Annotated in this window: 23 protein-coding genes; 12 read left to right on the top strand and 11 right to left on the bottom strand. The window is 66.1% G+C overall.

Features of this window, described 5'->3' with window-relative positions; translation table 11 throughout:
- Window positions 1-380: 380 nt before the first annotated feature.
- The 10 genes from ACPYOD_RS00175 to ACPYOD_RS00130 form a co-directional block, all read right to left on the bottom strand.
- A complete protein-coding gene (locus ACPYOD_RS00175) occupies window positions 381-1502 on the bottom strand; it encodes a TolB family protein (protein WP_481299702.1) in 1122 nt (373 codons plus the stop codon).
- A gap of 97 nt (window positions 1503-1599) precedes the next feature.
- Entirely contained in the window at window positions 1600-2358 is a 759-nt protein-coding gene (locus tag ACPYOD_RS00170; RefSeq protein ID WP_481299701.1) for a LytR/AlgR family response regulator transcription factor, read from the bottom strand.
- The gene (locus ACPYOD_RS00165; RefSeq protein ID WP_481299700.1) at window positions 2355-3440 is read right to left on the bottom strand and encodes a sensor histidine kinase; all 1086 of its coding nucleotides are present in this window, start codon (window positions 3438-3440) and stop codon (window positions 2355-2357) included. Before ACPYOD_RS00165 ends, ACPYOD_RS00170 begins: the two co-directional genes overlap by 4 nt.
- 112 nt (window positions 3441-3552) lie before the next feature.
- The gene (locus ACPYOD_RS00160; protein ID WP_481299699.1) at window positions 3553-4305 is read right to left on the bottom strand and encodes an HvfC/BufC family peptide modification chaperone; all 753 of its coding nucleotides are present in this window, start codon (window positions 4303-4305) and stop codon (window positions 3553-3555) included.
- Window positions 4302-5138 (bottom strand): MNIO family bufferin maturase, encoded by an 837-nt coding sequence (gene bufB, locus ACPYOD_RS00155; RefSeq protein ID WP_481299698.1) that lies wholly within the window; start codon window positions 5136-5138, stop codon window positions 4302-4304. Before bufB ends, ACPYOD_RS00160 begins: the two co-directional genes overlap by 4 nt.
- 151 nt (window positions 5139-5289) lie before the next feature.
- Window positions 5290-5574 carry a BufA2 family periplasmic bufferin-type metallophore gene (gene bufA2 / locus ACPYOD_RS00150; protein ID WP_481299697.1) on the bottom strand — a complete coding sequence of 95 codons (285 nt, stop codon included), beginning with the start codon at window positions 5572-5574 and terminating at the stop codon, window positions 5290-5292.
- A gap of 62 nt (window positions 5575-5636) precedes the next feature.
- Entirely contained in the window at window positions 5637-6398 is a 762-nt protein-coding gene (locus ACPYOD_RS00145) for an alpha/beta fold hydrolase (RefSeq protein WP_481299696.1), read from the bottom strand.
- Between the two features lie 39 nt (window positions 6399-6437).
- Window positions 6438-6869 carry a DoxX family protein gene (locus tag ACPYOD_RS00140; protein WP_481299695.1) on the bottom strand — a complete coding sequence of 144 codons (432 nt, stop codon included), beginning with the start codon at window positions 6867-6869 and terminating at the stop codon, window positions 6438-6440.
- The gene (locus tag ACPYOD_RS00135; RefSeq protein ID WP_413624547.1) at window positions 6869-7144 is read right to left on the bottom strand and encodes a BufA1 family periplasmic bufferin-type metallophore; all 276 of its coding nucleotides are present in this window, start codon (window positions 7142-7144) and stop codon (window positions 6869-6871) included. Before ACPYOD_RS00135 ends, ACPYOD_RS00140 begins: the two co-directional genes overlap by 1 nt.
- A gap of 41 nt (window positions 7145-7185) precedes the next feature.
- Window positions 7186-7602: an organic hydroperoxide resistance protein gene (locus tag ACPYOD_RS00130; protein ID WP_481299694.1), complete on the bottom strand. Its 417-nt coding sequence runs from the start codon at window positions 7600-7602 to the stop codon at window positions 7186-7188.
- A gap of 247 nt (window positions 7603-7849) precedes the next feature.
- Between ACPYOD_RS00130 and ACPYOD_RS00125 the strand changes: the two genes are divergently transcribed.
- The 10 genes from ACPYOD_RS00125 (at window position 7850) to ACPYOD_RS00080 (ending at window position 15189) form a co-directional block, all read left to right on the top strand.
- The gene (locus tag ACPYOD_RS00125) at window positions 7850-8392 is read left to right on the top strand and encodes a redoxin family protein (protein WP_481299693.1); all 543 of its coding nucleotides are present in this window, start codon (window positions 7850-7852) and stop codon (window positions 8390-8392) included.
- 5 nt (window positions 8393-8397) lie between these two features.
- The gene (locus tag ACPYOD_RS00120) at window positions 8398-9138 is read left to right on the top strand and encodes a response regulator (RefSeq protein WP_481299692.1); all 741 of its coding nucleotides are present in this window, start codon (window positions 8398-8400) and stop codon (window positions 9136-9138) included.
- The gene (locus tag ACPYOD_RS00115; RefSeq protein WP_481299691.1) at window positions 9135-10457 is read left to right on the top strand and encodes an ATP-binding protein; all 1323 of its coding nucleotides are present in this window, start codon (window positions 9135-9137) and stop codon (window positions 10455-10457) included. The genes ACPYOD_RS00120 and ACPYOD_RS00115 overlap by 4 nt, the downstream gene beginning before the upstream one ends.
- A gap of 416 nt (window positions 10458-10873) precedes the next feature.
- Window positions 10874-11614, top strand: coding sequence for an alpha/beta fold hydrolase (locus ACPYOD_RS00110; RefSeq protein ID WP_481299690.1), 741 nt, complete (start codon window positions 10874-10876; stop codon window positions 11612-11614).
- Between the two features lie 123 nt (window positions 11615-11737).
- Window positions 11738-12349 carry a thiol:disulfide interchange protein DsbG gene (gene dsbG, locus ACPYOD_RS00105; protein WP_481299689.1) on the top strand — a complete coding sequence of 204 codons (612 nt, stop codon included), beginning with the start codon at window positions 11738-11740 and terminating at the stop codon, window positions 12347-12349.
- 201 nt (window positions 12350-12550) lie between these two features.
- A complete protein-coding gene (locus tag ACPYOD_RS00100) occupies window positions 12551-12718 on the top strand; it encodes a lipoprotein (RefSeq protein ID WP_481299688.1) in 168 nt (55 codons plus the stop codon).
- 3 nt (window positions 12719-12721) lie between these two features.
- Window positions 12722-13135: a hypothetical protein gene (locus ACPYOD_RS00095; protein ID WP_481299687.1), complete on the top strand. Its 414-nt coding sequence runs from the start codon at window positions 12722-12724 to the stop codon at window positions 13133-13135.
- A 174-nt stretch (window positions 13136-13309) separates the two neighbouring features.
- Window positions 13310-13714 (top strand): MAPEG family protein, encoded by a 405-nt coding sequence (locus ACPYOD_RS00090; RefSeq protein ID WP_481299686.1) that lies wholly within the window; start codon window positions 13310-13312, stop codon window positions 13712-13714.
- Window positions 13715-13727: 13 nt separating this feature from the next.
- On the top strand, window positions 13728-14693 hold the full coding sequence (locus ACPYOD_RS00085; protein ID WP_481299685.1) for a GlxA family transcriptional regulator: 966 nt from the start codon (window positions 13728-13730) through the stop codon (window positions 14691-14693).
- A gap of 97 nt (window positions 14694-14790) precedes the next feature.
- On the top strand, window positions 14791-15189 hold the full coding sequence (locus ACPYOD_RS00080; protein WP_481299684.1) for a tautomerase family protein: 399 nt from the start codon (window positions 14791-14793) through the stop codon (window positions 15187-15189).
- Window positions 15190-15205: 16 nt separating this feature from the next.
- Here ACPYOD_RS00080 and ACPYOD_RS00075 read toward each other — a convergent pair whose 3' ends face one another.
- Window positions 15206-15718 carry an OsmC family protein gene (locus ACPYOD_RS00075; protein ID WP_481299683.1) on the bottom strand — a complete coding sequence of 171 codons (513 nt, stop codon included), beginning with the start codon at window positions 15716-15718 and terminating at the stop codon, window positions 15206-15208.
- 188 nt (window positions 15719-15906) lie between these two features.
- Here ACPYOD_RS00075 and ACPYOD_RS00070 point away from each other — a divergent pair, with 188 nt between their 5' ends.
- Both ACPYOD_RS00070 and ACPYOD_RS00065 read left to right on the top strand, forming a co-directional pair.
- Window positions 15907-16803 carry a sensor histidine kinase gene (locus ACPYOD_RS00070; RefSeq protein ID WP_481299682.1) on the top strand — a complete coding sequence of 299 codons (897 nt, stop codon included), beginning with the start codon at window positions 15907-15909 and terminating at the stop codon, window positions 16801-16803.
- Between the two features lie 50 nt (window positions 16804-16853).
- Window positions 16854-17723, top strand: a complete 870-nt coding sequence (locus ACPYOD_RS00065) for a hypothetical protein (protein WP_481299681.1) — start codon at window positions 16854-16856, stop codon at window positions 17721-17723.
- The last annotated feature ends 3 nt before the right edge of the window (window positions 17724-17726 follow it).

Below are 17726 nucleotides of genomic sequence, written 5' to 3'. Positions count from 1 at the left end.
TTCGCACGCCATCTTGTGAAGAATGGCAGCGGCTTTCAAGACCCGAACGGGTGAACCTGCTATCTGACGGCCTCGCCAGATACACGAAAGTGTGAAAAGCGGGCCGGCCATGGAGTGCCCGCGCCCGCTCGAATGGGGATGGCTTGTTGCCGAATCCGCGCCCTAATCTGTGGCCGTCGGCGGGCTACGGGGGGCGCCGGACGCAACGACAGGAAGGGCCGGCCATGAATCCAAGACTGGTGGAGATCAAGAATGTTCTCGCCTCCATGCTGCGGCGTGCCCTCGCGCCGCCGAGACCGGCCGATGACGTTGTGTCCGCGCAGGTGAGGATGGCCGTTCATGCCTTCAAACGCACCTCGGCGGCGCAGGTCGTGGACCGGTCACGCCCCGGCACGGACGATCAGCCACGATCCTAGCCAGTCGAGGAGGAGGGCACCGTGGCGAATCTCGTCACCGAGCCGGGTCAGCAGCGTGTCGCGGGCGGTCTCGATTTCTCCGTACGTGACCCGTTCGGGTAGTTCAGCGGTTTCGCCGCCGTCCAGCCCGTGCTGGCGCAACACATCCGAGATATCGAACCGCCACAGGTTGCGCGATCCGTTGAGGGGCCCGGAAAGGCGGCGTTGCAGAGAGCTCGCGTCGTCGCGCGTCTTCGGGAAGTGTGTTTCCGGCTGGCGGTTGCTCGCGACATACAGTTCGCCGAAGTGCGGGCCGAGCGAAGGCGCGTTCTCCAGGTCGGTGCTGTTCACGTCGCCGGGCAGGCGTTCGGGCTTGGCCCATCGCCCGTCGGGCTGGCGGAACGCGATGTAGATGTCCGCCCTTCCCAGCGAGTCGCCTTCGTCGCCGGCGAAAAGGATGAAACGCTGTTGCGGGTCGATCGCCGGATCCATCCGGTTGTGCGCGACGTCGCCGAGGTTCACCTGTTCCGGCGCCGCGAGGCCTTCCGCCGTGTGGCGGGCGACATAGATTTGATAGGCCTTGCCCGAGTCCGGCCGATGGGCGGAGAAGTAGACGTCGCCGTTGGCGGCGACCGAGGGGTTGTAGATCATCGAGCCTTCGTTGAGCGCGCCGTCCACGTGAACGGGATCGCCCCAGCGGCCCTTGGCGTCGCGCCCTACGTACCAGAGGTTGGTGCCGGGAAAGTGATGGCCGTTCATCTCCGCGATGAGCGGTGCATCTCCTGCATGCGCCGGCCTGTTGGATACGAAGTACAGGCGCCTGCCGTCCGGCGTGAACGTCGGCTCGGAATCGTGCCACTGCCCGGAGAAGGGCGCCACTTCCGGCGTCGACCAGTTCGCGCCCTGCCGGCGCGATACCAGGATCGTGTCGTCCTGCTCGGCAAGGTCCGAGCGCATGAAAACGAGCGTCGCGCCATCGGGCGAAAGGGCGGCGGTCGTTTCCTGCTGGCCGGTGGAGATGACGCCGGGTCCCAGGAGTTCGCCAGCGTCGGCGGTGGAGCAGGTGAGGGCCACGACCAGGACCCAGGCAAGGCGGTGCGATCTCATGTGTCTCTTCCTTCGGCGGGAGTCGACAGCCTGATACGCCTTTGCCGACGCCGCCGCAGCTTTGTGACAAACGGTAGCCGCCCGGGGCCAAGCGGCCTCAGGCGATGCCGAGCGCCCGTCTCGCGTGCGCGCGAAAGCGCCTGCTCAGATTGAGGCGGGTGCCGTCCTGCAGCACCACGTCGGCATTGCCTTGGAATAGGGGATGCACTTCGCGGATGCGGTGGACGTTGACCAGCGTGCCGCGATGGATGCGCAGGAACCGCTGCGGATCGAGCGTGGCGAGCAGGCCGCGCAGCGTCTCCCGGTGCAGGTACGCCTGCTTGCCCACGTGGATCTGCACGTAGTTCCCGTCCGCCTCGATCCAGTCGATCGCCTCGGTGGCGATGACACGGATGTGCTCGCCCACGCGCACGCTGATCCGCTGCAATGGCTCGGCCGCCGTCTGGGCAGGTGGCGGTCCGGATGCCATCGGTGCCTGTGCGTGCAGGCCGTGCCAGTGCTTCCGCACCCGGGCCATGGCCTGGTCGAAGCGCGCCTGGTCGATCGGCTTCAACACGTAGTCAAGCGCGTTGGCGTCGAAGGCGTGCAGCGCGTGCTGGCCGTAAGCGGTGGCGAACACGACCATCGGCAAGGTATCCGGCTTCAGCTCGCCCAACAGCTCGAAGCCGTCCAGTCCCGGCATGCGGATGTCCAGGAACAGGAGGTCCGGGGCGAGCGCAGCATACGCCTGCAAGGCTTCGGCCGCGTTGCCGCATTCGCCCACGATTTCCACGTCCGGATGCGCGCAGAGCGCCTGTCGCAACGCCAGCCGTGCCAGCACTTCATCATCCACCAGCAGCGTGCGCATCGTCTTCATGCGGCGTGCTCGCGAAAGGGGAAGCGCAGTTCGACGCGCGTGCCGCCTTCGGCATTGCGGCTGAGCTCCATGGTGGCGGCGGTGCCGAACAGCACGTCGAGCCGCGCGCGCGTATTGCCCAGCCCTACGCCTTCGTTCACTCCGCCGGGTGGCAGGCCCAGGCCATCGTCGTCGACGCGAAGATGAAGCAGGTTGCCTTCCCGATGGCTTGCCACGCGCAGGCTGCCGGGTTCCGCTTTCGCCAGCAGGCCGTGGCGCAAGGCATTCTCTACCAGTGGCTGCAGGATCATGCTGGGTACGGCGGCATGCAACGTATCGTCCGCCACGTCCAGCCGGGTCGAGAGACGGTCCTGGAAGCGCACCTGCTGGATATCGAGATAGCAGCGCAGGAACTCCATCTCGCGCGAGAGCGGCACCTGCTGCGCATGCCGCTGTTCCAACGTCATGCGGAGGAAATCGCTGAGCCGCGCGATCATGAGGCGCGCCCGCAACGGTTCGGCGAGGGCAAGCGCCGAAATGGCATTGAGCGTGTTGAACAGGAAATGCGGCTGCAGCTGCATGCGCAGCGCCTGCAACTGCGACTGCGCCAGCTGTGTTTCCAACTGGGCGCTGCGCAGGCGCTCGTCGCGCAGCCGCCGTCTCGAGTCGAGGCCGCGCAGCACCACCAGGATGAGCCAGTAGGTGAGCAACGCGAGGTGGAAGTTGTAGGCGAATTGCATGCCCACAAACCCGGCGAGCGAATGCGCGGGCATGTGGCCTGGGCCACACAACGTCCAGAAGATGGAGAGTTGCGCCAGCATCTGGGCCAGGGCCACCAGCAGGCTGGCCGGTACGTGCACGGCGCAGAAGCGTTGCCAGCCCGCTCCCGCCGCTTGCCGTCCCAGCCAGCCGATCAGGGGCACCAGCAGCATCCACAACCAGAAGTTCGAGAGATTCCACACCAGCCCGCGCGACCACTCGGGAGTGCGGCCTTCGCTGATGGAGGAGAGTCCGCCGCTGATGAGGTACGAAAGCGCGAGTAGCGTCCAGAAGCCGAACACCAGCGCAAGCCGTGCCAACCGGGCGCCACGGGTCGTGTTCACTGCGGATGCCTCCCACGCAAGCCAGGGCGCAGTGTGCAGCCACCCGGCGGCCGGGGAAAGTGCGGTGAGGACGAGCGGCGTACTGGCAGGGACGAACGGCGCGGTCCGCCGCTCAGTCATCCACATTCACGACGATGCCGGCATCGAGCCAGTCGGCCAGCAGGGCACCTGCACGAGCCACGCCGGCCTCTTCGCCGAGACGCGCCACCAGCGTTTCGCACAGGGTCTCGAACCGGCCGTCCGCGAGCGCAACGCACAGCGCCGCGTAATCGTCGGCGTCCAGGCGGCGCAGGCGCGAATGGAAGCCCCGACGCCATACCACCAGGCCACCCGGCACCGCGAGCATCTCGCCGTCGGGCACGCTGGCCGCATCCTCCTGGAGCGAGGACCAGACGTCGTCGGCGTTCGTGGTCGCCACGCGATGGCGCAGGCTGGGTGCGAGGCGAAGCCGTGCCTCATCCCAGTTCATGGACCACAGCGCCTCCCTGGCCAGGGGGGTCGAATCGGCGGCGACGAAGGCCTCGGAGAGTGCCCATTCGATCCAGGCGAGTTCGTGCAGGTCGGGGTTGCGCGGAAACGCTGCCAGGAGCGTGTCCCCGAAATCTTCGCCGTAGGTGTCGAGGGTCCAGCCTCGCGACGGGTGCGCATCGATATGGGCGATGGCGGCTTCGCGAAAATTCCCCTCACCGATACGACGTAGCAGCTGCGGATAGCTGACCTCGAGACACGTGACGAGCTGCGCGCGATAGTTGTTTTGGTAAACGGCCAGTCCTTGCCACGCGCGTTCCCCGAAGGCGTCGGCGCTGGCGCCGGAGGCCGTGGTCAGCCAGTCGCGGAAACCTTCCTGCCACTGGGCCAGGTTCATGCGGCCTCCCGCGCCATCGCGCCGGTGCCGCGGGCTATGGCGAGCTCGTCGAGCAACTCCGCCAGCGGGGGAATCGAGTCGTCCCGTTCGATCATGGTCGCGACCGGTCCCAGCAGTGTCATGGCGGTGCGATAAAGCGCCCAGACGTCGTCGCACACCGGCTGGTCGTGCGTGTCGATCAGCAAGCCGGGGCCTTGCGTGTGGCCAGCCAGGTGAACCTGGCGCACGCGCTCCGCCGGTATGCCGCGCAGGAAGGCATGGGCGTCGAATCCGTGGTTGCCGGCGCTGACGAAAACATTGTTGACGTCGAGCAGCAGGCCGCAGCCCGTGCGTTTCGACATCTCGGCGAGGAACTCCCACTCGCTCATCGTCGCGCCATCGAAGGCGACGTAGCTGGACGGGTTCTCGAACAGCATGGAGCGTCCGAGCACATCCTGCGCCGTGTCGATATTGCGGCACACCATTGCCAGCGCTTCTTCCGTATAGGGCACCGGAAGCAGGTCGTGCGAGCTGAAACCGGCGATGCGTGACCAACTGAGGTGGTCAGAGACGAACAGCGGGTCCACGTCGTCCGCCAGGGCTTTGAGCTTGCGCAGATACGCGATGTCCAGGCCGTCGGCCGAACCGATCGACATGGATACGCCGTGCAGCGCGACGGGATGTTTTTCCCGGACGCGGCGTAGGATGTCCCGCGGCTGCCCCCCATCGACCAAGAAGTTTTCCGAAATCACCTCCACGAAATCGACCGGCACGTCGCCGTCGAGGAAATCGCGGTAGTGTTCCTTGCGCAGGCCGAGGCCGTAACCGGAGAACGTTGGGGGAGGCGTGAACATGGCAGGGTTCCTTTTCGATAGCTCGTCGTTCCGCGAAACGTTGCCCGTCGTTCCCGCGAAGGCGGGAATCCAGTGCCTCTTGGCGGCGAGCAGGAGGCGCTGGATCCCTGCCTGCGCAGGGATGACGTGAAGCCGGAGATGGCGCTGGGAATTACTTAGGCTCGGTCAGCGTGCCGCCGGCGGCCTTGCATTCGGTCGGGGTCTTCACCACGACACCCTGGCCCTTGCACGAGTTGAGGCCCTTGCAGTCGTTCCTGGCCGTGGCGCAGAGGCTGGTGCCCTTGCATGTGTTGACGCCGTAGCAACGGCCCGGCTCTTCCTTCGGTGCGGCGTTGTCCGCCGCGCGAACGGGCGAGCCGATGGACGCGACGGCGAGGGCGACGAGTGCGGCGGCTGCGGCGAATCCGGTGCGGGACTTCGTGGTGACGGTGTTCATGGGTTTCTCTCCTGCGATGGGGTCCGGAACGGACCGAAAGGGTGGCGATACGACGATGGCGCTCAGTGCACGCTGCGGGCGGCGTCTTCGATCACCTTCGCGACCGCTTCGGGCTGCGAGATGTAGACGACGTGGCTGGCCTTGATTTCGGTCACCTTCGCGTTGGCGCGCTTGTACATCCAGCGCTCCAGGTCGGGACTCAACGCGTGGTCGTCGGTGGCGACGATTCCCCACACAGGCTTGTCGTGCCACGCAGCCACCTGCATCGTGGCGCCGAACGCGGCGGTGGTTCCCGGTACCTGCGAAACCGCCATGAAATCGGTGCGGTTCTTCGTGAGGTCGCCGGCAAAGTCGGTACCGAACTTCGTGGGATCGAAGAACAGGTGGCCGTCGCGTGTGGGAACGATGTCGTTGCTCGGCGCGGGCATGGAACCGACGAGCTGGGAAAGGCTCTCACCGACGTCCGGCACGACGGCCGCCACGTAGACCAGCGCCTTTACCTTGTCCCGGTTGCCGGCCTGCGTGATTACCGAACCGCCATAGCTATGGCCGACGAGGACGACAGGACCGTCCTGCTTGCGGATCTGCTCGCGGGTCTGCTCGATGTCGTTCGCCAGCGTTTCGATGCGCGGCTGCACGACACTGACCGTGTAGCCCTTGTGGATGAGGATGTCGTGGACGACACGCCAGCCGGACCCGTCGACGAAGGCACCCGGGACGATGACGATGTTCTTCACGCCGGGCGGCGTCGGTGCGTCGGCGGCGGAAACGGCACCGGCTCCGAGTGCGAGCGTGGCGATGGCGATGCTCAGGAGTTTGCGCATGGAATTCCCTGCGGATTGCGAAGTGGAGTGGATGAAGGATCAGCGGCGGAGCAGGCGGTCGATCGACCAGTCGCCGCCGCCTCGGGCCAGCAAGGGCAGCAGCAGGCCTGCCCAGGTGAGATGCGTCGGCCAGGCGTCGGGATAGACGAACACCTCGATCACCGTGGTCATCGTCAACAGGCCGAGCGCGGACAGGCGGGTGAACAGGCCGAGCACGAGAAGCACCGGGAAAAGGTGCTCCGCATACGTGGCCAGGTGGGCCGCGACATTCGGTGAAACCAGTGGCAACGCGTACTCGGAGGCGAACAGGTCGTATGTCGACGGCTTGATGCTCAGGAACCCGTCGACCTTCGTGCGGCCGGACAGGAAGAACACCGACGCGATGCCGAGCCGTGCCACGAGGAGCAACAGGTTCTCCGGAAGCGCCCGTTGCAGGGCGCTCGCCAGCACGTTGTCATGCCGCGACGGCATCACGCCTGCGGTTCCAGGGTGCCGTGACCCTTCGGCGTCTTGATGGTGGTGCAGGTGCCTTTTTCGACCAGCACCCAGGCGTTGCCCTGGTAGTCCTTCTTCGACGTGGCGGCGCAACTGGTGCCGGGACCGGCGGCGCAGTCGTTCTGGCCGGCCTTGGCCACGCCGTAACACTTCTCCATGGGCTTCTTGGCGTCGTCGGCGTGTGCGACCGAGGCAAGGGAGACGAGGCCGAGGGCGAGGGTGGCGGCGAGCGAAGCGTGCTTGCGGATCATCGGGGAACTCCTTGGTAGTAGGGCGGAAGGGGTGCGGCGGATCAGGAGAGCTGGAACGACACGTCGATGTTTCCGCGCGTCGCCTTGGAGTACGGGCAGGTGGCGTGTGCGGCTTCGATGAGTTCGTGGGCGAGGCCGGCCTCGATGCCGGGCAGGCTCACGGTCAGCCGTGCCTGGAGGAAATAGCCGCCGTCGCCGGTGCCGAGATCCACTTCGGCATCGATGGCGGTGTCCTTCGGCAGGACGATCTTTCGCTCCGCGGCGGCGTGGCCGAGCGCACCGATGAAGCAGGCGGACCAGCCCGCGGCAAAGAGCTGTTCGGGATTGGTGCCGGCGCCCGGGCCGCCCGGGGAGGACAGCTTCACGTCCAGGCGGTCGTCGGAACTGCGGGCCTGGCCGTTGCGGCCGCCGGTGGTGTGGGTCTTGCCGGTGTAGAGCACGTTCTGGATGCGGGACATGGCGGTTTCCGTTGCGGTGGGAAGGTGTGCAAAGGAAACCGCGGCGGCGTATCCGGCCTGTGTCGCGAACCGGACGGAAACGCATCGAAACGTGTAGGGCGGCCGGCCGGATACAGTCGGATACAAAGAGGCCGGGTTTGTACAAACGGATACAAAAAGCCCCTGGATCGGACATGACGCGGACAAGGGCGGAACTTCCAATGGACACATGCGGGTACCTGTCCCGCGCCAGTACCGAGGTCGTCCCATGAAAGCCATCCGTCTTGTCGCCGCCACCTTCGCCGTAGGCCTGGCGCTAGTCGCCGCCTGGCCGTCCGGCTGGGGCGCGGCCCGCGCCGGCGATTCCTCCGCCACCCCGAAGGCACCCGAGTTCGCCGGTATCGACCGCTGGTTCAACTCGCCGCCGTTGACCATGGCCGGCCTGCGCGGGAAGGTGGTGCTCGTGGAGTTCTGGACGCACGAATGCATCAATTGCCTGCATGTGCTTCCGCATACGAAGGCGCTCTACGACACGTACGTCAAGCAGGGGTTGGTCGTCGTCGGCGTGCACACGCCCGAATTCGACGAGGAGCGGGATCCGGTGCGGGTCGAGGCCGCCATCCGTCGCTATGGCATCACCTGGCCCGTCGCCACCGACAACGAACTGCAAACCTGGAACGCGTGGGGCAACCAGTTCTGGCCCGCGCTCTACCTGATCGATCGCGACGGACGGGTGGTCTATCGCCACTTCGGTGAGGGAAACTACGAGGAAACCGAGCAGCGCATCCGCCAGCTCCTGGCCAAGGCATGAACCCCATGGAACATACCGACAATATCCTCGTGGTCGACGACGACCACGGCATCCGCACCGGGGTCGTCGACTACCTGCGCAAGAACGGGTTGCGCGCCACCGGTGCGGCGGATGGTCGGGAGATGATGGCGGCGCTGGAAGCCTCGTCCTTCGACCTGGTCGTGCTCGACATCATGATGCCCGGCGACGATGGACTGGTGCTGTGCCGCAACCTGCGCAGCGGGAAGCATCGCGCGCTGCCGGTGCTGCTGCTGACCGCGCGCGACGATGAAACCGACCGCATCGTCGGCCTGGAGATGGGCGCGGACGATTACGTGGTGAAGCCTTTTTCGCCCCGCGAACTGTTGGCACGCATCAAGGCGGTGATCCGCCGCACGCGAATGCTGCCGCCCAACCTGCGCATCACCGAAACCAGCGACATCATTTCGTTCGGGCAATGGCGCCTGGATACCACGGCGCGCCATCTGCTCGACGAGGAGGGCACCGTGGTATCGCTGAGCGGCGCCGAATTCCGCCTGCTGCGCGTGCTGCTGGACCACCCGCAGCGCGTGTTGTCGCGCGACCAGCTCCTCAACCTCACCCAGGGGCGCGACGCGGACCTCTTCGACCGCTCCATCGACCTGATGATCAGTCGCCTGCGCCAGCGTTTGCGCGACGACGCGAAGGAGCCGGCGTACATCAAGACCGTGCGCAGCGAAGGCTATGTGTTCTCCATGCCGGTGACGGTGCACGGGGACGCGTCGTGAGCACGGCGGCGCGCGTGCGCAGCTGGCGGCCATGGCCGCGGCGCATGACCTCGCGCATGTACCTCATCCTCTTCGCGGGCCTGCTTCTCGCGCATGGTCTGTCCTTCGGGCTCATGTTCTACGAACGCTACCAGTCGGCCACCAGCGTCATGCTCAATACGCTGGAGAACGAGGTCGGCACGTCGGTCGCCATCCTGGACAGGCTTCCCGCGGGCGAGCGTCCGCAATGGCTGCCGCGACTGCAACGGGACAATTACCGTTTCGTCATCGGTCCCGGGCAGCCGGGCATGCCTCTGGTGTCCCAGCGCTCGCGCGACGTCACGGCGATGATCGCGAAGGAGGTGGGTGCGGAGTACCGGGTGCATGGCGACACGATCTCCACGGCGGCCGAGCGCTACCAGGTGCATCTCACGTTGCACGACGGCTCCCTCCTCACTCTCGTGGTGACGCCCCGCGGCGTCATGCCGCTGGCCGAGTGGCTTCCATTCGTACTCGTGTTGCAGGTGGCGCTGCTCCTCGCCTGCGGATGGTTCGCCGTGCGCCAGGCGTCGCAGCCCCTGGCTCGCCTCGCGAAGGCCGCCGAGGCCATGACACCCGCGGTCGACGGCACGCGCCTGGCCGAGCACGGACCGGCCGAAGTGGTCCATGCGGCGATGGCATTCAATGCCATGCAGGACCGCATCGGCAGCTACCTCAAGGAGCGGCTGCACATCCTTGCGTCCATCTCGCATGACCTGCAGACGCCGATCACGCGGATGCGCCTGCGCGCGGAATCGCTCGACGACGGCATCGAGCGGGACAGGATCCTGGACGACCTCAGCGAGATGGAACATCTGGTGCGTGAGGGTGTGGCCTATGCGCGCAGCGCTCATGGCGGCGATGAGACGCCAGTACGCATCGACACCACGGCCTTCCTCGAAAGCCTCGTCTTCGATTACCAGGATGTAGGCCAGCCCGTGACGCTGACCGGCCGCATGGAAGGCACGGCCACCGTTCGGCCCCGTGCGCTTCGGCGCGTGCTCGGCAACCTGATCGACAACGCCATCAAGTACGGCACGGCGGCCGAGGTGGGTGTGTGCCGCGACGAACAGGGACGCCTGTGCATCCAGGTGTCCGACCGTGGCCCCGGTGTACCCGAGCATGAACTGGAACAGGTACTTCAGCCCTTCTACCGGCTGGAAGCGTCGCGCAACAGGGACACCGGCGGCGCGGGCCTCGGCCTCGCCATCGCCACGCAGCTGATGCGTTCCACCGGCGGCGACCTGCGCCTTGCGAATCGCGAAGCCGGCGGTCTGGTGGCGACGGTGGTGTTGTCCTGACCGGTTGCGCAAAGAAAAAAGGTTCTTCACGGATTTCCAGGGACGGCGCCTTGTCGTCGTTGCGAAACCTTGTGGTGTTTCTCTTCGTAGGAGGAGCCTGCGGTGATCGTTCACGCTTCAGTCGCTGGGTGCCTGCCTGCGCAGGCACGACGGTAGGTGAATCGCGGTGTGTTTGGATTCGTACGCCTGCGCACGTGTGTAGGAACCGCTATAGCGGCGAGACAACGTCGCGACATGCTCCCGAAGCTTTTTTGTAGGAAGCGGGGGGGGGGGGGCCCCCCCCCCCCCCCCCCCCCCCACGATTGGTGTATCGAACTCACTTTTCCGATTCCCGCCAGACGGCTAGTCCGCCGCGGACATCTGTCGGATCGTGTGCAGCCAAAGATCGTCCTCGACGACCGTACATGGCCAGCGGCATGACCGACCTCCCTGCGAACTCCTCACCCGCACGCCGTCCCACCATCGTCCTCGTGCATGGCGCCTGGGTGAATGGCAGCGGCTGGCGACCTGTCCACGACTTCCTCGCGAGCGAGGGATACCGCGTAGTGGTAGCACAGCTGCCGCTCACTTCATTCGAAGCCGATGTCGCGGCGGTGATGCGCGTCCTGGCCATGCAGACGGCACCCGTGGTGCTGGTCGGCCATTGTTACGGCGGCGCGGTCATCACGCACGTGGGCAACGACCCGAAGGTAAAAGCGCTCGTCTACATCGCGGCGCATGCCCTCGACGAAGGCGAGACGCCACTCGCCAACGACAAGACGTTCGTTGATCCCACGAGCCATGCGGGCAAGGACGTGCAGATGACGCCCGATGGCTTCCTGTATTTCGAACCCTCGGCGTTCGTCGAGGACTATGCCGCCGACCTGGACCCCGCGGCCGCGCTTTTCGAAGCCCATGCCCACGTGCCGACGGCGCTGAGCGCGTTCGAAATACCGGCCACGCATCCTGCGTGGAAGGACAAGCCCAGTTGGTACATGGTGGCGGGCGCGGACAAGCTCCTGAATCCCGACCTCGAACGCATGTACGGCCGACGTGCACGCAGTACCGTCGTGGAGGTTCCGGGCGCGAGTCATTATGTGCACCGGTCGCACCCGCGGGAGGTGGCCGCACTTATCGAACAGGCTGCCGCGGCCGTGGCCGCAACCGACGCGGCGTAAGCGAGCCATAGCGCGAGGCGGACGCACAGCTCCGTCTGTTTCCACGTTCCAGGCCACGTCGGGTGAAAGCCATTGTGGGGATTACCGGTCTTCTGCCGGGACCCATCCCGAAAAGGAACGAACATGATCCACCGGCATCTCGCGCAGGCCCTCGTTGTGGCGGGCGCCTTGACCATGGCAACCGGAAGTTTCGCCGCCGGACAGGGCCAACCCAGCGCTGCCCAGGCCATGCGAGGTTCCAGTGGCGGCAGGGCTACGGATGCCACGACGGACACCGTGTTGAAGAGCCTGTCCCAAACGAAGTGGGTGCTCGACGGGAAGGCCGACGCGCCGCGCATCATCTATGTATTCACGGATCCCAATTGCCCCTACTGCCACGACTTCTGGGAAGCGGCTCGCCCGTGGGTGGCATCCGGCAAGGTCCAGATCCGCGCCCTGCTGGTCGGAGTGATCAGCGAGGACAGCCCGAACAAAGCCGCGGCCATCCTGGGCGCCACCGATCCTTCGAAGGCGCTGACGAAGCACGAGACCGCCTTTGCCCGAGGAGGTATCCATCCTGTGGCTACGATCTCCCCGGACATCCGGCAGCAGCTCGAGGAGAACCAGGCACTGATGCTGTCGCTCGGGTTCCGAGGTACGCCAGGCATCGTGGTCGCAGGAGCGGATGGCAAGCCGGTGAAGGCGAATGGACTGCCGCGGGATGGAAAGCTGGAGACACTTTTCGGGCCACGGTAAGCGCGTGACATAGGGCGTTCCGCCATCGTATGCGCAGGCGTCGTTCGCTCGCGATTCAGACACCTGACCACGAGTCGACGGCTCGCTGAACCGACGCCGCTTCTTCACACGAGGTAGCCCGTTCCAGCGATTGACCGGCGGCAATCCCCCGGTCCACGCTGGGCATGTGGGTGCGATGACGCACGCCCGGAGAAACGCCTCATGAAACGCATCATGCTCGTGCTGACCATGCTGATGACGGTGTCGTCGCTCACCGGCTGCATCATCGCGCCGCATCGCCCGTACGACGGCTATCGTCACGATCGCTACCACGACTACGATCGCGACCGCTGCGACAGCCGCTACCACGATTGTGGCCGCTGGCGCTGACCGGTGTTCGTGATGACCTCGGCGGCACGCTACCTGTTCGCAATGATCGTGGTCGGGGGATTCGCCGGGCCCGCATGGGCCCGGCATGAGAGCCCCGCGAACGAACTGGCCAAGCTCACGGAGGGACGCGTCGCGGGCAAGCCGCAACGCTGCATCAACCTTTCCTCGCTATACGACACCCAGGTGATCGACAAGACCACCATCGTCTACCGCATCGGCAACACCTACTACGTCAACCAGATCAGATCCGGAGCCAGCGCGCTGAACCAGGACGATATCGTCGTGACGCATTCGTTCGGTTCGCAGTTGTGCGAAATGGATACGGTAAAAATGGTGGACCGGTACGGCGGCGGGTTGCGCGGCTTCGCGATCCTCGGGCCCTTCGTACCTTACAAGGCGGCTTCGCCGAAGCCCTGATGGGATCTGGCGTCCTACGCCGGGACGGTGTCAGGGAATCAGTGGCATCCGGGGTTTGGTGGGGCGTCCGTGGCGTAAATGACCACAAAGTTGGCATTTGTCGCCATACCGGCCAGCGCGGGCTCGCGGCAGACTCCGGCTCATCGTTTCCCCTCATGCCGACGAGGCCGCCACATGCTGACACCCACTCCGGAACTCCATGTCCTCGCCATCGTCTGCGTGGTGACGGTGCTGATGTGGATTCCTTACATCACCGCGCGCATCGTCACGCGCGGGCCGATGAAGACCCTAGCCAACCCCGATCCCTCGTTCAAGCCGGATCCGGCCTGGGCGGAGAGGGCACGCCGCGCGCACGCCAACGCCGTGGAGAACCTGGCGGTGTTCGCGCCACTGGTGATCGTCGCGGCGCTGATCGGTGTGAGCACGCCCGCGACGGTGCTCGCCGCCAAAGTCTATTTGTGGGCGCGCATCGCGCACTACATCGTCTATGCGGCCGGCATTCCCGTCGTTCGTACCCTGGCCTTCTGCGTCGGATTCGCCGCGACCCTGGCGATTGCGGGGGCCATACTGGGTTTTTGAGGGTCCACACGCCATGCGCATCCTGGTACTCGCACTCGATGGCCTGTTCGACACCGGGCTCTCCGTTACGCTGGACGCCCTGGACGCGGCGAATCACATCGCCTCGCGCGCGCTCGGAGGCGCCGTACGTTTCGACGTGTCGATCGTGGGCGTGCGAAAAAAGGTCCGTTCTGGTCAGGGCTTCATCGTTCCCGTCGAGGCTATCGACCCCAACCTGACACCGGATTGGGTCGTGGTTCCCGCTCCGAATGCCACGACACCCGAGCAACTGATTCCCACACTTGCCAGGGCGGATGTCGTCGAGGCGCAGTCCCAACTATTGCGCTGGCATGCGAACGGCGTACCGATAGCCGCTTCGTGCATCGGCACGTTCCTGCTCGCGGAAGCGGGGCTTCTCGATCATCGGGAAGCCACCACCACGTGGTCGCTGGCACCGCTGTTTCGCCAGCGCTACCCCAGCGTGACGCTGGACGAGTCGCGCATGCTGGTGCCGACGGACATCGGCGTCACCGCCGGCGCGGCCATGGGTCACCTGGACCTCGCGCTGTGGCTCATCCGGGGCGCGAGTCCGGAACTGGCTGCGCTGGTGTCGCGTTACCTGCTGGCCGACATGCGCTCCCGCCAGGCGCCCTACATCATTCCCAACCACCTGGCGATGGCCGACCCGCTGATCCTGCGCTTCGAGCAGTGGGCCCGAGGGAACCTCAAGCACGGTTTCTCGCTGCGCGAGGCGGCCACCGCCCTTGCAACCAGTTCGCGCACGCTGCAACGCAGGTGCGAGGCGGTACTGGGCAAATCACCACTGGCCTATTTCCAGGACCTGCGGGTGGAACGCGCGCGATCGTTGATCCACGGGGGCGGCATGGACGTGGATGCCATCGCGGCGGAAGTTGGATACGAAGACGGCGCCACGCTGCGGACGCTATTGCGGAAGCGGCTCGGCCGGGGAGTGCGTGAGCTTCGTTCGGACCTGCGATGAGGCTGCCGGTTCGCTGGAGCCGTGTCGAAAATAATTCAATTGTCCCGCTGCTGGACGCGCGCGATAGTACGTGCATCCATCGCACCCGGACGTCGCCATGCCATTCACTCGCGTATCGCTGCTGGCGGGAAAGCCGCCGTCCTACCTCGCCGCCATTTCGGACAGCCTCGACCGCGCTCTGGTCGAGTGCTTCGGCGTACCCGAAGCCGATCGCTTCATGGCGTTCGATCAGCTCCAGCCAGGGGAATTCGTTTTCGACCGCACCTATCGTGGCGGGCCGCGTTCCGACGACTTCGTCCTCTTCCACGTCACCACCGGTAAACAGCGCACGCCGGCGACGAAGGAGCGCTTCTTCCAGGGCCTGGTCGAACGGTTGGCCAAGTCGCCCGGCATTCGCCCGGAAGATGTCATGGTGATCATCGCGAATTCCGAGTTCGAGGACTGGTCGTTCGCGTCGGGCGTGTCGGGGGCGGCGCCCGTACCCCCCGACGACTGACCGCGCCACGGCCGCTTTATAGGGCCGGTTGCGCCACCGCGGTCGGGTCCACCTGGCGGCAGGACTCGTCCATGGCTTTCGGATGGGTCCGGTCGCAAGGGCGTCCGTCGACCACCGGTACCGGCTGCGGCGCCATGCGGGTGACGATGTCCGCACCGGCGTGCAATGTCTTGCTGACCGGGCACGCTTCCGCGATCGCCAGCAGGCGTTCGCGCTGCGCCTGCGTGAGGTCGCCCTCGATGAAGACGTTGCGCTCGAAAATATCGCGCGACGTGGCTTCGTCGCGGCGGTGGGTCACCGATGCCTGTACGCGATCGAGCGGCAGGCCCTTGCGGCGCGCGTACATGCGGATCGTCATGACCGTGCATGCACCGAGTGCCGAACTGAGCAGATCGTAAGGCGTAGGTCCCGACGCCATGCCGCCCAGGTCCAGCGGTTCGTCGATCAGCAACGACGGGCCCTGCCCGTGCGCCCTGACCTGGAACAGGCCCTCGCCCGTTTCTTCGACAATCACCGGATTCGACGTCATGGCGCTGCTCCTGGAAATAGGTACGCAGGTTAACGCGTCCGGACGCCGGGACACAGGACTGCCTGAGGTCATCGCGTGCGGGCGGCTTGCCGTCCGCGATTGTTGCCCACGAGGCAACATCGCGAGCCGCGGCGGTGGCTTCCGGCGAAGGCCCCTCGTGCCTAACCTTCCTTCCCTCTGCATGTACGATGAGGAACGAACCTGTGGGTCCCGGGCAGGACAGCACCATTCGAAGACTCCGCGCCGCACGCGAGGCCGCGCTCGACGCCTGCGCGGCCAGGGATCGCTTCAACGCGATCGCCGCGCACGAACTGCGGCAACCGCTGGCCGCACTCATGATGCAAGCGGACGTGGTGCGGCGGCTCGGCCTCCAGCGCGGCGATGCGCCGCTCCAGGAGCTTGGCGAGGACATGCGCTTGTCGCTGCGCCGGCAGGCCCGGCTCATCGAAGACCTTCTCGACGTGTATCGCATACGCATGGGAAAGCTGCGCCTCGAGATGGCATGCGTGGACCTTGGGCCCCTCGTATCGCGAGTGAGCGCCGCCATGGCCGCCACGATGCCGTCGGTGTGCGTGCGGCTGGACATTCCCGCCGACGGCACCCTCCGCTGCCATGCGGACCCGATCCGGGTCGAACAGATCGTCAGCAACCTCGTCGAGAATGCACTGAAGTTCGCCGGTACACGAGGCACCGTGCATGTGCGGGTGACCGTCGAAAAAGGGCATGCGCGGATCGTCGTGACCGACACCGGCCGCGGCATCGCGGGCGCAAGCATGGAGGGACTCTTCGAACTGTTCGCCCGGCACGAGGGCGGCACCGTTGGAAACGACGCGGGCATGGGTATCGGCCTGGCGGTGGTGAACGAGTTGGTGAACGCGCATGGCGGCCGTGTGCGTGCACATTCAGCCGGCGCGAACCGCGGCGCGGAATTCAGCGTGTGGCTGCCCCTCGCCGACACGGCGGTTGCCGCGACAACCCCGGGAACGCAGGGCCTCGCGGCCACGCCGTCCGTTCGCGCGGCCGCCCCGAAGGGGCGCCGCCGAAAGACGCGGCGCGGCACCCCGCCCGTACGTACAAGCATATGAGCCCGCGATCTGCTTACATGGCGGGATCAGACAGCCGAGGGGCCACACCGATGCAGAACATCCTCTTGCAGACCACGATCGAAGGCGACAGCGACGACTGGCACATCGGCCGTTTCAGTCTCCTGAAGGCATTCCTCGAGGAGATTCGCGACGAGCGCGGAGAGCGGGCGTTCCGCGTCACCGCACGCAACCGCGATCCGGTCGGACGCGACGACTCGGTGCTGTCGCGACTCGACGAATCCGATTACGAACAGCTATGGCTGTTCGCCGTCGACGTGGGCGACGGTCTGACCAGTGAAGACTGCGCGGGCATCAGCCGTTTTCGTCGCAACGGTGGCGGCATGCTCGTCACGCGCGACCACATGGACCTGGGCAGCTCCATCTGCAGTCTCGCCGGCGTCGGCGCCGCGCACCATTTCCATTCGCGCAACCTGGATCCGGACACCAGCCGCCACCGCATCGACGATAACGTCACCACCGACATCTCCTGGCCTAACTATCACTCGGGCGCCAACGGCGATTACCAGAGGGTGGAACCGGTCGGCGAGGTGCACCCGGTCCTGCACGATCCGGACGCGGCCGGCGGCGTGGTCGCCTTCCTCCCCGCGCATCCGCACGAGGGTGCCGTGGGCGCGCCGCCCGACGACCCGACGAGCCGCGTCATCCTCAAGGGTCGCAGCCAAAGCACGCAGCGCGACTTCAACATCGCCGTGGCGTTCGAGCAGTCCGGGCAGGGTGGCCGCGCCATCGCGCAATCCACCTTCCACCACTTCGCCGATTACAACTGGGACCCGGCGATGGGCTGCCCTTCGTTCGTCTCGGAAGCGCCGGGCGATGGGTTGCGGCAATTTCCCGAGGCACTTCGCTCCACGAAGCGCTACGTACAGAACGTCGCCCACTGGCTGGCCGGCCGGGCATAACCA

It is taken from the genome of Luteibacter sp. HAY1-4A (genome assembly GCF_056755355.1).
Note: the sequence above shows the minus strand (reverse complement) of the source record. Positions and strands in the feature narration are given on the sequence as shown.